We start from the raw sequence: 14,360 nt of genomic DNA, 5'->3' as shown, positions 1-14,360 counted from the left end.
GCGACCGCTGCAGGCTCCGGTAGAAACCGTCGTCTCCGCTGCGGTGAGAGGGCATATATGGGCGACCCCAGATTCGGGCAAGCCCTTTTTGCAATTTTATTTCAAAGAACTTTGCAAATCGCAGATTTCTGCGGGTTAGAGAGCCCTCCTGTCCCGGTTGAGATGGGGTTAAAGGGCGGGATTTCAAGCGCTGGCCGCTCAGATTCCGGGAATCGCGGTGGGTCTGGCCCGTGAATCACCCTTTTGAAGTCACGGAAATCTTCACCTTTCACGCGTAGGCGCACGAGTGTGACCGAAGCGACTCTTCCTTCTGATTCTGGCGATGCAGGATTCGCCAGCCGCGTGCGCAGTGCTGTTGCATGGCGCTGGGGCTCGCAATTGCTGGCGCAGACCATTGCCTGGGGCTCGACTCTGATCGTCGTGCGCTTGCTCGACCCAAGCGATTACGGTCTGTTTGCAATGACGCAGGTGGTCTTCACCGCTCTCGCCTTTCTCAATGGCTACAGCTTTGCGACGTCGCTGATCCAGACCAGCCATGTCAACCGGCGGCGGGTCGGGCAGGTGTTCGGGTTGCTGTTGCTGTTCAACGGCAGCCTTGCGGCGATCCAGTTTCTCGGTGCTGATGCAATGGCGGCCTATTACAGGGAACCATTGGTCGCCGATATGTTGCGGATCCAGGCCGTGATCTTCCTGACTGTCCCATTCACCGCATTGCCTTCCCAGCTCCTCGCCAAGCGGTTGGAGTTCCGCATCCAGGGCAAGATCAGTATGATCGCGGCAGTGATCTCCGCCGCGGTTGCCCTGGGCCTTGCCTGGTATGATTTTGGTGTGTGGGCGCTTGTCTATGCTCCGATCGCCGGTTTCGTCTTCCGGGCGATCGCCCTGACGATTGCCGCAAAGTCCCTGGTTCCCCCGGTGTTCGATTTCCGCGGTGCAGGCGACCTCGTCCGTTTTGGCGGCGCGCTGACAATTTGCCAGTTGTTCTGGATCATCCAGAGCCAAAGCGACATCTTCATCGCCGGCCGCAGCTTCGATACGCATGATCTCGGCCTTTATGCAGAGGCCCTGTTCCTGACCCTGATCGTAACCGGCCGGTTCCTGCCCCCGATCAACGAAGTCGCCCTCCCCGCCTATGCTGAATTGCACAAGGCCGGAAAGCCGCTGGACGCATTCTTCAGCAAGACCTTGCGCACCGTCCTGCTGGTAACAGCGCCGATCTATTTCGGACTGGCCCTGACAGCAGAGCCCGCAGTGCTCACGCTGTTCGGCCCCAAATGGGTAGAGATGGCACCTCTCGTGGCAGGGCTTGCGCTCGCGATGCCGGCCATGGCCTTGCAGATTGTCTGTAGCCCGGTGACCAATGCGATGGGCCTTCCGCGCGTCTATCTGATGTCGAACGGATTCGGAGCGGTGCTTTTCCCGATCGGCTTCCTGTTCGGGATTGCCTACGGCCCGATGGGGCTGGTCCACGCCTGGTGGGCGGCTGCCCCGCTCTTGTTATTAGTAACGCTCGCGTTGACCTTGCCGGTCGTCGGCCTGGCATGGCGCGCGCTGCTGGTGGAACTGGCGCCAGTCATGCTGGCCTGCGGGTTGATGACTCTCGCCGTGGTGGGTGTTTCCGGGCTGCTTGAAAACTATCCGCCGATTGTGGAGCTGGCGCTGGAAGGCCTGGCCGGGGCTGCAGTCTATCTCGCGGCGCTGTGGCTGTTCTGGCCCAGGCTCGTGCGCGAAACCATCGCTATGCTGCGGAAGCGCGATCCATCCGTTGATGCATCGTCCGCAGCGCCTGCCGGTCAAACCACCACGCCAGCGGGTCCAGCCGGGGCCTGAAGCGCGGCAAATATTCAGGGTAAAGCGACGCCATCTGGCGGGGCAACGCCGTGGGCCCATCTCCTTGCATCAGAGACGTGATGATCCGGTTCTGGAAATGGCGCAGGCTATAATTGCGCAATCGTCCGGCCTGGGCTTTCAGATCAGACGGACGCAGGCGGATCGGTTCACACAGGAATTCCGCCCCGGCACATGGCGCCACCCGTTCATCGCGCCAGTTTGCATCGGGGCCCAGATCGGTCTTGGCCAAGGCGCCGATCAGGCTGTCATCCCCGATTAGATCTTCCGGCATCCTGATGCCGCTGGCCCGCAAGCGCGCCACAAACGATCCGCTCAGGGCATAGAGATCGCCGAACAGGCCATCACCTTCGAGGATTTCGCGCCGATAAGTCGCTGCTTTGCGTCCGTTGACCGGCAAGCCTGCGGCACCATTGGCCCCGGTCTCCCGCAGTGTCCGCGCCAACGCCACAACCGAACCAGGCAGCAGCTGGGCATCGCCATCAACAAAGACATAGGCATCGGCATCGACGCCTGGTGTATCGAGCATGATCCGGTTCCAGCTGCGCGCCTTGCCGCCCTCGACATACTCATGCACGGTAACACCGGCCTGGTTGCGGGCAATCTGGGCTGTGCTGTCACTCGATCCATTGACTACCACATGGATCGCGATCCCTTCGGTGCCGCGCGGCAGGCTGGCGAGGCAGGTCGCAATGCGATCTTCTTCATTATGCGCAAGCACGATAACGGCGATGGTGCCATCTTCGGCTGTGAAAGCGCCGGGGGTTTGCGCAGCGGATGTCATTCCAGACTCTTAGCCGCCACAGGCTGACGCTAACAGCGGATTTACCTTATTTGCGAATTGCAGGAGTTGCCGGGCCATTTGGCCGTTCCGGACGGGCATGGTATTGTCATGGCACGGGCCATCCCCCGACAAGGCCCGGTGGAGAGATCGCATGCTAAAGAAGTTGCTCCTTGCCGGAGCATTTCTGGTCGCCGCCCCGCTGCAGGCCGATGAAGCCGCAATTACACCGCAGGCGACGCCAGCGCCCGATGCGCAAGAGGACGCAGATGTCATCCAGGCCCGCCAGGACAGGTATGAACGGCTGACTGTGCCGGTCACCATTGATGGTGAAGGTCCCTATCGCTTCATGATCGACACCGGATCGCAGGCAACTGTTGTGACAAGGCGCATTTCCGACGTGGTGCATATGCCTTCGCTCGGCCGGGCGACATTGGTGGCGATGGGCAGCCGGCGCGAGGTTGAGATGGTCCAACTCAACGGCCTCGAATTTGCCGGGCGACTGTTCGACAATCTGGAGGCACCTCTTCTTGATGCCGGCAATATCGGAGCCGACGGCATCCTTGGCCTCGACAGTCTGCAGGATTTGCGGGTGCTGATCGACTTCAGGGAAGAGCGGATGACGGTTGCCGATGCCGGCTCTCTGGGTGGCAATCGCGGTTACGAAATTGTCGTCAGGGCGCGGCGCAAGCTGGGCCAGATGATCATCACCAATGCTCGCGTCGACGGTGTCAAAACCGCAGTTATCATTGATACCGGCGCGCAAAACACGGTCGGCAACCAGGCCCTGCGCAATCGATTGCGCGCCCGGACCGGGGCGCAAGTGCAGTCGACCGACGTCAACGGCGTGCTGGTGACCGGCAATCTGGCTATTGCCCGCAAGATGCAGATCGACGGGCTCGAACTGAGCAATGTGCCGATCTCCTACGCCGAAAGCCCCGCTTTCGAAGCGCTGGGATTGGAGAAGCAGCCAACCGTAATCCTGGGCATGCGCAATCTGCGCAATTTTGACCGGGTGGCGATCGATTTTGCCAGCCGCAGAATCCTGTTCGACCTTCCGGGCGGCAAGTATAATGTGAACCCGTATAACCGTGTGTTCTTCCCCTCGCGCGGCCCCGCCAACTAGCGCACCCATTGCGCTGAACCCCCTTCGCGCCCATCTGGGTGCGCGATGGCGCATCCTCTCCCTACCTCAAAACCGCCCCGCGATTTCGATAGCTGGGGTACGATCCGCCGGTTTCTTCCCTACCTTTGGCCCAAAGGTCAGCCAGACCTGAAGGCCCGCATTGTCGGCGCCTTGCTGCTGGTGCTGGTGGCCAAAGCGATCATCCTGGCGACCCCGCTGGCCATGAAGCGCGCCGTCGATACGATGGCCGCCACCGGCGATCCGATGACCATGGTCGCGCTCAGTTTCGTTATTGCCTATGCCGGTGCACGCTTCCTCAGCCTCGCTTTCGACCAGGTTCGCAATATCGTGTTCGAACGGGTCGGGCAGAAAGCCACCCAGGCCCTGGCAGAGGATGTCTTCCACCGCCTCCATCGCTTGTCGCTGCGGTTCCATTTGTCGCGCCGCACCGGCGAGGTGACCAAGATTATCGAGCGCGGGACCAAGAGCATCGATTCGATGCTCTATTTCATCCTCTTCAATATTGCGCCGACCATTATCGAGCTTACGGCCGTGGCGATCATTTTCTATACCCTGTTTGGTTGGGAACTGGTTGCCGCGACCGCAGTGACCGTGGTGCTCTATATTGCGGTGACGCGCTGGATCACCGAATGGCGCGTGAAGCTGCGTGCTGAAATGAACGACCTGGATGGCAAAGCCCTCTCGCGCGCGGTCGATGCCCTGCTGAATTACGAGACGGTCAAATATTTCGGCGCCGAACAGCGCGAGGAAGAACGCTATAGCAGCGCGACCCGCGCCTATGCCGATGCCGCCATCAAGAGCGAGAACTCGCTTGGCCTGCTCAATATGGTGCAATCGCTGATCACCAATACGCTGATGGCGTTTGCGATGGCATTCGTGGTGTGGCGCTGGAGCCAGGGCGCGCTGACAGTGGGCGACCTGACTGCGGTCAATATGTACCTGATGCAGCTGTTCCGTCCGCTCGATCTACTGGGCTGGGTCTATCGTACGATCCGCCAGGGCCTGGTCGATATGGCCGAGATGTTCCGCCTGATGGATACCGATGTCGAAGTGGAAGACGTACCGGGCGCACCTGCCCTGCTTGCCCAGCCGCCAACCGTCCAGTTTGACAATGTCGTCTTTGGCTACGAGCCGGAGCGGACGATCCTGCACGGCCTCAGCTTCGAAGTCGCGGCAGGATCCCGGGTTGCGATTGTCGGGCCGTCGGGTGCGGGCAAGAGCACGATCGGCCGCTTGCTGTTCCGGTTTTACGATCCACAGGGTGGCCGCATCCTGATCGCCGGACAGGATATCGCCAGGGTCCGGCAAGACAGCCTGCGCGAACAGATCGGCATCGTTCCCCAAGACAGTGTCCTGTTCAACGATACGCTGGGCTACAACATCGCCTATGGCCGCGACGGCGCCAGCGACGAGGATGTGTTGCAGGCCGCCGAGGATGCAGCGATCCTGCCCTTTATCCGGAAACTGCCCGATGGCTTTGACACCGAAGTGGGCGAACGCGGGTTGAAACTTTCGGGCGGCGAAAAACAGCGCGTTGCCATCGCCCGCACGCTTTTGAAGAACCCGCCGATCCTGTTGTTTGACGAGGCGACCAGCGCGCTGGATTCCCGCACCGAGCAAGACATTCTCTCGACCATGCAGCGCGTTTCGCGTGACCGGACGACGCTCGCCATCGCGCACCGGCTTTCCACCATCGCCGATGCGGACGAGATCCTGGTGCTCAATGAGGGACGCCTGGAAGAGCAAGGCCGCCACACCGAATTGCTCCAGCGCGGCGGCCTTTACGCCGAAATGTGGGACCGCCAACAGGCCGAAAGCGGCGCTCCAAGAGAAGCTGCCGAATAAACCCTAGTCTTCGGCGGGGGCTGGCGATGTTGGTTCAACCGAAGGGAGGATGGGCTCATCCACATCGAGCAGGTTCAACTGCTCTGCCTTTACCACTTGCACGTCGGAGCGCAGCTCTTTCAGGTCATCGATGAACTGCTTGGCATCACCCACAATTACGAGCGTAGTGTTTTCCGGATCGGCATATTTGGCCGCTGCGGCAGAGGCAGCTTCGGCAGAGACACCTGATAATTTGGCCGCATATTGCGCCGCTTCATCAGCGTCGATGCCCTGTTGCAGCAGGCCGGCAACGATGCTGTTGAATCCACCCGAGGTTTCCAGCGCCCGCGCATAACTGCCCGAGAGATAAAGCCGGCGTTTGGCCAGCAAGGTCTCGTCCAGAGGCTCTTTGCCCAGCCTTTCGAATTCACCGAGGATGACGGCCGCAACCTCATCAGCGGTATCGTTCTTGGTCTGCGAACTGGCGAAGAGATAGGAATCGTCTGCCCGCGACGGGAGCGAGCTATACGCGCCATAGCTGAGCGAGCGCTTGGTCCGCACTTCCTCGAACAGGCGGCCACTTGACCCGCCACCCAGAACGCTGTTGGCCAGGATCAACGGATAGTACTCATCATCCTTGCGCGAGATGGCGCGGGCAGCGACATAGACTGCGGCTTGTCCGGCATCCGGCATATCGACAACAAGCGTGCGAGGCGGCTGCGCGGCGCCTGCCGGATTGGCCACCGGCGCAGGTGCATCGCCGGCCACTGTCCAGCCTTCGAACAGGGATCTTGCCAGCGCGATGGATTCATCGGGAGCGATACCCCCGCTGACGATGATCTGGGTGGCGCCCGGGTGCCACCATTGGGTGCGATGGGCGGCAAGATCTTCGCGGGTGATAGTGCCGAGCGTCTCGGGTGTGCCATTGGGCAGCGTGCCATACGGGGCATCACCATACATGGTCGCGCGAAGGACCTGGCTGGCCAGCGATCCCGGCTCTTTCATCGAAACCTGCAAACCATCGATTGCGCGCTTGCGCTCGCGCTGGAACGCTTCCTCGGGATAGGCCGCATCGCGGATAATCTCTGCCAGCACCCGTCCGGCTGCTTCCATATTCGCGACCGGAGCGGTGAGGCTCATAAAGGTGCCATCGCTGCCGGCCGTGGCGCCAAAGCTTGCGCCCAGGCTTTCCAGCCGCGCCGCAATGTCTTCCGCGCTCATCGTGCCGGTGCCCTGATTGGCAAGGCTCGCTGCCAGCTGGGCAATCCCGGCCTTGGCGCGCGGATCGCTCTTGCTGCCACCGGGCACCAAGACGGTCATCGTGGCAATCGGCACATTGCCCGTCTGGGCGGCCACGACCTTGATCCCATTGGCCAACGTGGCTTCGCCCAATGTCGGAGCGACGACATCAGGGGATGCGCCCGGGCCCGGGACAGGCTCGCGCTCCCCTTCAGGGCGCACCGCCAAGGGCTCGCCCGTTGCGGGCGGCAAAGTGCGGAAGGTCGGGAAAGGCGCCGGATTGGCGTAGGCGCTGGGATCGTCCTCGCCCCGTTCATAGGTCAGGTCGGTCCGCTTGTTGGGGTCAAGCCATTTCGCCGCCACGCGCATCACATCCTGCGCAGTCACATTGGCAATCGCCTCCAGCCGCAGATCGGCTGCTTTCGGATTGCCGGTGGAGACAAGCGCTTCTCCCAGAGCAAAGGCCCGGCCCCGCGCTGTCTCGCGGCGACGCAGCGAGGAGGCAATCAATTCGTTCTTTGCTTCGGTCAGTTCGGCTTCGGTCACCGGCTGGGTGCGGATCTTCTCCCGCTCTGCCTTCAGGATGGCGGCGACTTCTTCCATATTCGCGGTCGGATTGATGACCCCGAACTGGGCAATATAGCCGCCTTCCTCGGTCGCATTGACGAACTGGGCGGATTGCACGGCCTTGCCGCTGAGAACCAGGGCCTTGTGCAGGCGACTGTTGTTACCGCGGCCCAGGATCGCATCCATCACCTCGAGCGCCGGCATATCGGGGTGCAGCGCTTCGGGGCCTTTCCATAGCGCACCGACCAGCGGCAGCGGCACATTGGGGGCATAGGATTTGACGCTGCGCGGCGCAGTCCGCTCCGGCTCCCGTGTCGTGATCGTCACATCGACCGGATTGGCCCGGCGCGGAATATCGGCAAAATACTGGTCAACCAGCCCGCGCAGATTGCCCATCTCGAAATTGCCGGCGACAATCAGGGTCGCGGTATCAGGGCCGTAATAGGCCTGGTGAAAGGCTCGCGCATCATCGATTGTGGCACTGTCGAGCTCTTCGATGCTGCCAATGCCGGGGCGGCGATGGGGCAGGACATCATAGGCGTTTTCCGGCAGGACGAAGCGGCTGAACCGGCCGTAAGGCGGCGCAAGCACGCGCTGGCGCAGCTCTTCCTTCACCACATTGCGTTCCCGGTCGAACACTTCATCATCGACCACCGGAAACGCCATCCGCTCCCGGTGGGTCCACAGCATCGCTTCAAGATATTCCGCCGGGACCTGCTCGTAATAGTTGGTGCGATCGGTGCCGTTGGAGGCATTGCGCGTCCCGCCGACATCAGCGGTCAGCCCGTAAATCATGTTGTAAGGCATGTTCAGCGTCTTGCGGCTGAGGATATGCTCGAACAGATGCGCGAAGCCGCTGCGTCCTTCAGGGTCGAGCTTGGACCCGATTTCGTACCACAGCGAAGTGGTGACAGTGGCTGTCGTGTCATCCTGGATCGCGATCACGCGCAGGCCATTATCCAGCGTCCATTCGGTGAACTCGATCTCGGGCGCGGTCAGGGTCGGAGCGTCCGATCCATGCCCGTCGGCAAGGGCTGGAGTGGCTGTTGCGAGAGCAAATAGAGCTGCGCCGACAGCGAGGATCGCGGTTTTCATGATGTGACAGGCCCCTGTTGGAATTCAAGGTCTGTCGTTAAATCAGCGATGCACCGGGCTGACAACCGGTAGCGCACCGCAATCGACGAATGGCTGACCTCGTTCTGCCAGCACTGGCATGCATACGGTTTCTCAAGGGTTGTGTTGCAGTGCAGCAAACCCTAGGTGATCCCTCACATTCACCGGCCGCACTGCCTTTTGGCTCCGCCGGTCAGCTCACAGGACTGGTTTCATGTTTTCAACCGCCGCGTTCAAACGCGACTGGCTTTCGAATATCCGTGCCGACATCCTTGCCGGAATCGTCGTCTCGCTGGCGCTGATCCCGGAAGCTATCGGCTTCTCGATCATTGCCGGTGTCGATCCACGGGTAGGCCTCTATGCGTCGATCACGATCGCAATGGTGATCGCCTTTACCGGCGGGCGACCGGGCATGATCTCTGCCGCAACTGCCGCTGTGGCCGTTGTGGTCGTGCCGCTGGTTGCCGAACACGGGGTCGAATACCTGTTCGCCGCAACTATCCTGATGGGTATTATCCAGGGTATCGCAGCCTTGCTCAGGCTCGACCTGCTGATGCAATTTGTCAGCCGCAGCGTCATCACCGGCTTCGTCAATGCGCTCGCAATCCTGATTTTCATGGCCCAGCTCCCCCAGCTGCTGCCCGGAAACGAAGGCGTGGGAATGCTGACCTATGCGATGGTCGCCGGCGCGCTGTTGATAATCTACCTGCTGCCAAAGCTGACAACCGCCGTTCCCAGCCCGCTGGTCGCGATCATTGTTCTGACGGCGCTGACCATCTGGCTCGATGCCCCGGTCAACAAGGTTTCCGACATGGGCGAGCTGCCCGAAGGCCTGCCCTATTTCATCATCCCTGATGTGCCGTTCACGCTGGAGACTCTGCAGATCATTCTGCCCTATTCGCTGACCATGGCCGCCGTCGGCTTGCTCGAATCCCTGCTGACCGCGCAAATCGTCGACGACATGACCCACACCGGAAGCAACAAGCGCCGCGAAAGCTGGGGCCAGGGTGTTGCCAATGTCGTGACAGCCTTCTTCGGCGGCATGGGCGGCTGCGCGATGATTGGGCAGTCGGTCATCAACGTGACCAGCGGCGGTCGCGGGCGTTTGTCCAGCTTCACTGCCGGTTTCACCCTGCTTATTCTGCTGTGGCTGCTGGGCCCGATCGTCGGGCAGGTCCCCATGCCCGCCCTTGTCGCCGTGATGATCATGGTCAGCATCGGGACGTTCAGCTGGAATTCCATCCCGAATCTGCGCAATCATCCGTGGCAGAGCAGCGTTGTGATGCTGTCGACAGTAATTGTCGTGGTCGCGACGCATAACCTCGCGCTCGGCGTGATGGTCGGTGTGTTGCTGTCGGCCTTCTTCTTTGCCGGCATGGTGTCGAAGCTGTTTGCTGTGGAGCGCGTGCGCGACCAGCAGACCGCGACGTACTTCATCAGGGGCCAGATCTTCTTCGCCAGCAGCGATCGCTTCAGCCAGGCCTTCGGCCGCGAGAGCGAGCGTCCCGATCCCGCAGATCACGTCATTATCGATGTAACCCGGGCGCACTTCTGGGACATCACCGGCGTCGATATGCTCGACAAGATTGTGGAGCGGATGCGCCTGAATGGGCGCAGCGTGCAAGTCGTTGGGCTCAATGAAGCCAGTGCCGACCTGGTCGACAAATTCGCCCTGACCGACAAGACCGGGGTCGAGATCGGTCTCGCCCCGCATCCCTAGGACTTAGTCCGCTGCGGCCTGAAGCTCCTTCAGCGCTGTCACCGCTCCTTCGCCCTGCGCGACCGGCACAAAGATATGGTCATGCTCCAGCGCGGCGACCACGTTGCAGGCGATGTCGTTCGCAGCCAGCACAGAGGCGACCGCTGCCGTCAGACCGACCCCGTCCAATGCGGAGCTGACCATAAGCGTGATGCGGGCATACTGCGGTTCGTCTTCCTCGCCAGTGGCAGGCAAGATGGCTGTCCAACCTTCCGCTTCATGGATCAGGGCGAAGGCAGATGGCGCCAGCGCGCCGACGGCGTTTTCGCGCACGCGGGTAAATATGTAACGCTGATTATCCAGAACGGGATCCATGCTGCGGATCATTTCGCTCTTCTCGCGGATCACTCCGGTCACAGGATATATTTGCTCAGATCAGTGTCTTCGGCGAGGTCGGTCAGCTTGTCTTTCACATAGGCCGCGTCGACGGCAATCGTCTCGCCCTTGTGTTCTTCAGCCTCAAAGCTGAGCTCTTCCAGCAGCTTTTCCATCACGGTCTGCAAACGCCGCGCGCCGATATTCTCGACGCTCTCGTTTACCTGTGCAGCGATGGTCGCGACTTCGCGGATGGCGTCTTCAGTAATGTCGACCGTGACGTCTTCCGTACCGAGCAAAGCCTTGTACTGGGTCACCAGATTGGCCCTGGTTTCGCCCAGGATGCGCACGAAGTCTTCGATCTCCAGCGCGCGCAATTCGACCCGGATCGGCAAGCGGCCCTGCAATTCGGGCAGCATATCGCTCGGCTTGGAAACATGGAACGCGCCGCTGGCGATGAAGAGGACGTGATCGGTCTTCATCGGGCCGTATTTGGTGGAAACGGTCGTCCCTTCGATCAGCGGCAGCAGGTCGCGCTGCACGCCTTCGCGGCTGACGGAGCCACCACGCACATCGCTGACGGCAATCTTGTCGATCTCGTCAAGGAACACGATGCCGTTGGTTTCGGCATTTTCCAGCGCGACACGGGCAACATCGTCCTGGTCCATCCGCTTCTCGGCTTCTTCGTCGACCAGCTTGTCCCACGCATCGGAAACCTTGAGCTTGCGGCGCTTGCTGGCGTTCTTGCCAAAGGCCTTGCCCATCATGTCGCTCAAATCGATCATGCCGACATTGCCGCCCAAGCCGGGGATATCCATTGGCGCGGTCGGCGCGTCACGCACTTCGATCTCGACTTCGACGTCGTTCATCGCATTCTGCGTGATCCGTTCCCGGAAGCTCTCCCGCGTCGCTTCGCTGGCATTGTCGCCCACCAGCGCATCGAGCAGGCGGTCCATCGCGGCCTTGCTGGCAGCCTCACGCACGGCATCACGCCGGCGGTCTTTCTCCAGCCGGATTGCCTCCTCCACCAGGTCGCGGGCGATCTGTTCGACATCGCGACCGACATAGCCGACTTCGGTAAACTTGGTCGCCTCCACCTTGACGAACGGCGCTTCGGCCAGCTTGGCCAAGCGGCGGCTGATCTCGGTCTTGCCGCAGCCGGTCGGCCCGATCATCAGGATGTTCTTTGGCGTAACCTCGTCGCGCAATTCGGCGCCGAGCTGTTGGCGGCGCCAGCGATTGCGCAGCGCAACCGCAACGGCGCGCTTGGCCTCTTTCTGGCCAATAATGTGCTCGTCAAGAGCGGCGACAATCGCCTTGGGCGTGAGTGCTTCTATCATGAGAGTCCCGAAAACTGAGGGGTCAGACCGTTTCGACGGTCACATTGCCATTGGTGAACACGCAGACATCGGCGGCAACCGCCATCGCCTTGCGCGCGATTTTCTCGGCATCATCTTCGTAGTCCGACAGCGCGCGGGCTGCCGATAACGCGTAATTGCCGCCCGATCCGATGGCGGCAATCCCGCCCTCTGGTTCCAGCACATCGCCGTTACCGGTCAGCACCAGCAGGGTTTCCTGGTCGGCCACGATCATCAGGGCTTCCAGATTGCGCAGATATTTGTCGGTCCGCCAATCCTTGGCCAGCTCAACCGCCGCGCGCATCAGCTGGCCATTGAACTGGTCCAGCTTGCGCTCAAGCCGTTCGAACAAAGTGAAGGCATCTGCCGTGGCCCCCGCAAAGCCGGCCACAACCTTGCCATCGCCGATGCGCCGCACCTTTTTGGCATTGGGCTTCATCACGGTGTTGCCCATCGAGACCTGGCCGTCTCCGGCAATCACGATCTTGTCACCGCGACGGACGCCGATGATAGTGGTGCCGTGCCATTGTGTCAGGCCGTGGGCGTTTGAAGAATGATCCATGCCGCGCGATATGGGGCGCGGATGCACCGGGTCAAGTGAGAGCCCGGTCCAGCAGCGTCAGCCGCCGGGTCCACCCGGGCCACCTGCGCCCGGCGCGCCGACCGTGCCGATATTGCCGAACAGGTCTTCGAAGAAGCCGCGCTCGCGGCCCAGGGTCGGCGTTTCATCACCGTCAGGCTGGAGGTAGACGACCTGGTCGACACCAGTGCGATCGGTCGCGATCACATTGCCGGCCGCATCGAACCGCACGGCCAAGACCTGGTGCTCTTCGATCCGGGGCCTAACAAACGGGCGCCGGCCGGTGATTGTAGAGACATAATACCAGACGGGCTGGCCATACTGGCTAGTGAAAGTCGGACGGCCCAAAGTGGATTCGACAGACTGGCGATTGTCGATGCCGGGCTGCACAAGATCGACCAGCAACTGGTCAACAACATAGCCGCGGCTTTCACGGATCGAGCTGCAACCACCTGCGGCAAGCGCGAGAGCAAGCAAGGCCGCTCCGGCCATTCCCTTGCGTGCAGGGAGCTTACCAAATGCCATCGAAAAACCTTCCTAAAATCCCGTTCGGCGAATGCGTGCCCTTCACCGGCACGCCACCATACCTATATCCGGTCCTGTACCCGGCCCGGCACAAAGTTGTACTGGGCCCAATAGTCGGCGTCGAGCCTTACGGCGAAGCGCGTCGCACTGCAACGGCGCGTGCCATACAGCTGTGTGGATTGCCTGTGTCGTTGCAGGCTTGAATTGCCGATGAACGCCCCGGCGTTCGATGCTGTGCCCGATCAAGGATGACATTCCGATGAGCTTTCTTTCCCGCCTGTTCCAGCGCAGCCCAGATCCCAAGGAGCAATTGCGCCCGCTGTGGCACCAGCTGGTCAAGGTCGCCCGCTCGCCCGACCTGTATCGCGAATGCGGCGTGGCTGACACGTTGGAGGGGCGCTTTGACATGCTCAGCAATATCCTTGCCATCGCGATGTTGCGGATGGAACGCGATGCGGAGACTGTATCGGCCTCGGCCCGGCTGACCGAGCTGTTCGTTGCCGACATGGACGGCCAGCTGCGCGAATCCGGCGTCGGCGACCCGACCGTGGGCAAACAATTGGGCAAGTTGGTGAGCGCCCTAGGTGGGCGGATCGGGGCGCTACGGGATGGCCTGGCGCAAGACAGTGACAATGCGCTGGTCGATGCAGTGACCCGCAACGTCACCTTTACCGAGGGCGGGTCTCCTGCTTGCGTCGCAACCAAACTGCGCCGTTTCGCACAGGCGCTGGACCAGCTCAACTATGATCAATTGCTGCATACGGAGCTGCTGCTGTGACCGCGCCCGAATTGAGCCGAACCATCAAGATCAGGCAGATCCGGAACGAGGCCGAGACCATCGAGGCAAACGCAAGCGAGCGGCTGGCGCTGGCGCAGCGATTCGGTGTTGCAGCGATCGACAGCCTCACCGCCAAGATTGCACTCGATCCGGACGGTCCAAGGATCGCAGCCAAGGGTTCGCTCAATGCGCGGATCACCCAGACTTGCGCCATTTCTGGAGAAGACTTCCCGGTTGCGATCGACGAGACCATCGAACTGGTCTTCGTGCCTGCGAAACCCGCCATAGCGTCCGTAGGGGAGGAGATCGAAATCGAGCTCGAGCGCGAAGAACTCGACGAAATCGAATATGAAGGTGACAGTTTTGACCTTGGCGAGGCAGTGGCGCAAAGCCTTGCCCTGGCAATCGATCCTTACGCCGAAGGGCCTGAAGCCGATGCCACGCGGAAGAAGGCCGGCCTCACCAGCGACGACGCCCCCAGCGGCCCGCTCGCCGAAGCACTTGCGGCGCTGAAGAAGGGCTAGCC

General features: G+C 61.4%; 12 protein-coding genes. 6 read left to right on the top strand and 6 right to left on the bottom strand.

From position 1 onward, the window contains the following. The first annotated feature begins 288 nt into the window (after positions 1 to 288). Entirely contained in the window at positions 289 to 1,830 is a 1,542-nt protein-coding gene (locus ABD653_RS11660) for a lipopolysaccharide biosynthesis protein (RefSeq protein ID WP_325065382.1), read from the top strand. Here the strand turns inward: ABD653_RS11660 and ABD653_RS11655 are convergent. Continuing rightward, positions 1,739 to 2,632 (bottom strand): glycosyltransferase, encoded by an 894-nt coding sequence (locus ABD653_RS11655; protein ID WP_160778836.1) that lies wholly within the window; start codon positions 2,630 to 2,632, stop codon positions 1,739 to 1,741. The genes ABD653_RS11660 and ABD653_RS11655 overlap by 92 nt on opposite strands. 151 nt (positions 2,633 to 2,783) lie before the next feature. Between ABD653_RS11655 and ABD653_RS11650 the strand changes: the two genes are divergently transcribed. Then, on the top strand, positions 2,784 to 3,755 hold the full coding sequence (locus ABD653_RS11650; protein ID WP_160778835.1) for an aspartyl protease family protein: 972 nt from the start codon (positions 2,784 to 2,786) through the stop codon (positions 3,753 to 3,755). A gap of 45 nt (positions 3,756 to 3,800) precedes the next feature. Beyond that, positions 3,801 to 5,621 (top strand): ABCB family ABC transporter ATP-binding protein/permease, encoded by a 1,821-nt coding sequence (locus ABD653_RS11645; protein ID WP_160778834.1) that lies wholly within the window; start codon positions 3,801 to 3,803, stop codon positions 5,619 to 5,621. Between the two features lie 3 nt (positions 5,622 to 5,624). On the opposite strand, the gene ABD653_RS11640 is transcribed toward ABD653_RS11645, so the two are convergent. Next, the gene (locus ABD653_RS11640) at positions 5,625 to 8,501 is read right to left on the bottom strand and encodes a M16 family metallopeptidase (RefSeq protein ID WP_160778833.1); all 2,877 of its coding nucleotides are present in this window, start codon (positions 8,499 to 8,501) and stop codon (positions 5,625 to 5,627) included. Between the two features lie 232 nt (positions 8,502 to 8,733). Here ABD653_RS11640 and ABD653_RS11635 point away from each other — a divergent pair, with 232 nt between their 5' ends. Continuing rightward, positions 8,734 to 10,239, top strand: coding sequence for a SulP family inorganic anion transporter (locus tag ABD653_RS11635; protein ID WP_160778832.1), 1,506 nt, complete (start codon positions 8,734 to 8,736; stop codon positions 10,237 to 10,239). Between the two features lie 3 nt (positions 10,240 to 10,242). Here ABD653_RS11635 and ABD653_RS11630 read toward each other — a convergent pair whose 3' ends face one another. The 4 genes from ABD653_RS11630 to ABD653_RS11615 are packed head-to-tail and all read right to left on the bottom strand — an operon-like array spanning position 10,243 to position 13,056. Further along, entirely contained in the window at positions 10,243 to 10,635 is a 393-nt protein-coding gene (locus ABD653_RS11630) for an ACT domain-containing protein (RefSeq protein ID WP_325065381.1), read from the bottom strand. Continuing rightward, the gene (gene hslU, locus ABD653_RS11625; RefSeq protein ID WP_160778831.1) at positions 10,632 to 11,933 is read right to left on the bottom strand and encodes an ATP-dependent protease ATPase subunit HslU; all 1,302 of its coding nucleotides are present in this window, start codon (positions 11,931 to 11,933) and stop codon (positions 10,632 to 10,634) included. The genes ABD653_RS11630 and hslU overlap by 4 nt, the downstream gene beginning before the upstream one ends. A 22-nt stretch (positions 11,934 to 11,955) precedes the next feature. Further along, entirely contained in the window at positions 11,956 to 12,513 is a 558-nt protein-coding gene (gene hslV / locus ABD653_RS11620) for an ATP-dependent protease subunit HslV (RefSeq protein WP_160778830.1), read from the bottom strand. A gap of 57 nt (positions 12,514 to 12,570) precedes the next feature. Continuing rightward, positions 12,571 to 13,056 carry an outer membrane protein assembly factor BamE gene (locus ABD653_RS11615; protein ID WP_407672753.1) on the bottom strand — a complete coding sequence of 162 codons (486 nt, stop codon included), beginning with the start codon at positions 13,054 to 13,056 and terminating at the stop codon, positions 12,571 to 12,573. A gap of 259 nt (positions 13,057 to 13,315) precedes the next feature. Here ABD653_RS11615 and ABD653_RS11610 point away from each other — a divergent pair, with 259 nt between their 5' ends. After that, positions 13,316 to 13,834: a ubiquinol-cytochrome C chaperone family protein gene (locus ABD653_RS11610; RefSeq protein ID WP_160778829.1), complete on the top strand. Its 519-nt coding sequence runs from the start codon at positions 13,316 to 13,318 to the stop codon at positions 13,832 to 13,834. Then, positions 13,831 to 14,358, top strand: coding sequence for a YceD family protein (locus tag ABD653_RS11605; protein ID WP_160778828.1), 528 nt, complete (start codon positions 13,831 to 13,833; stop codon positions 14,356 to 14,358). Before ABD653_RS11610 ends, ABD653_RS11605 begins: the two co-directional genes overlap by 4 nt. Positions 14,359 to 14,360 lie beyond the last annotated feature (2 nt).

It is taken from the genome of Parerythrobacter jejuensis, from assembly GCF_039536765.1.
Lineage (GTDB): Bacteria > Pseudomonadota > Alphaproteobacteria > Sphingomonadales > Sphingomonadaceae > Parerythrobacter > Parerythrobacter jejuensis.
This window is presented reverse-complemented; position numbering and strand designations above follow the sequence as displayed.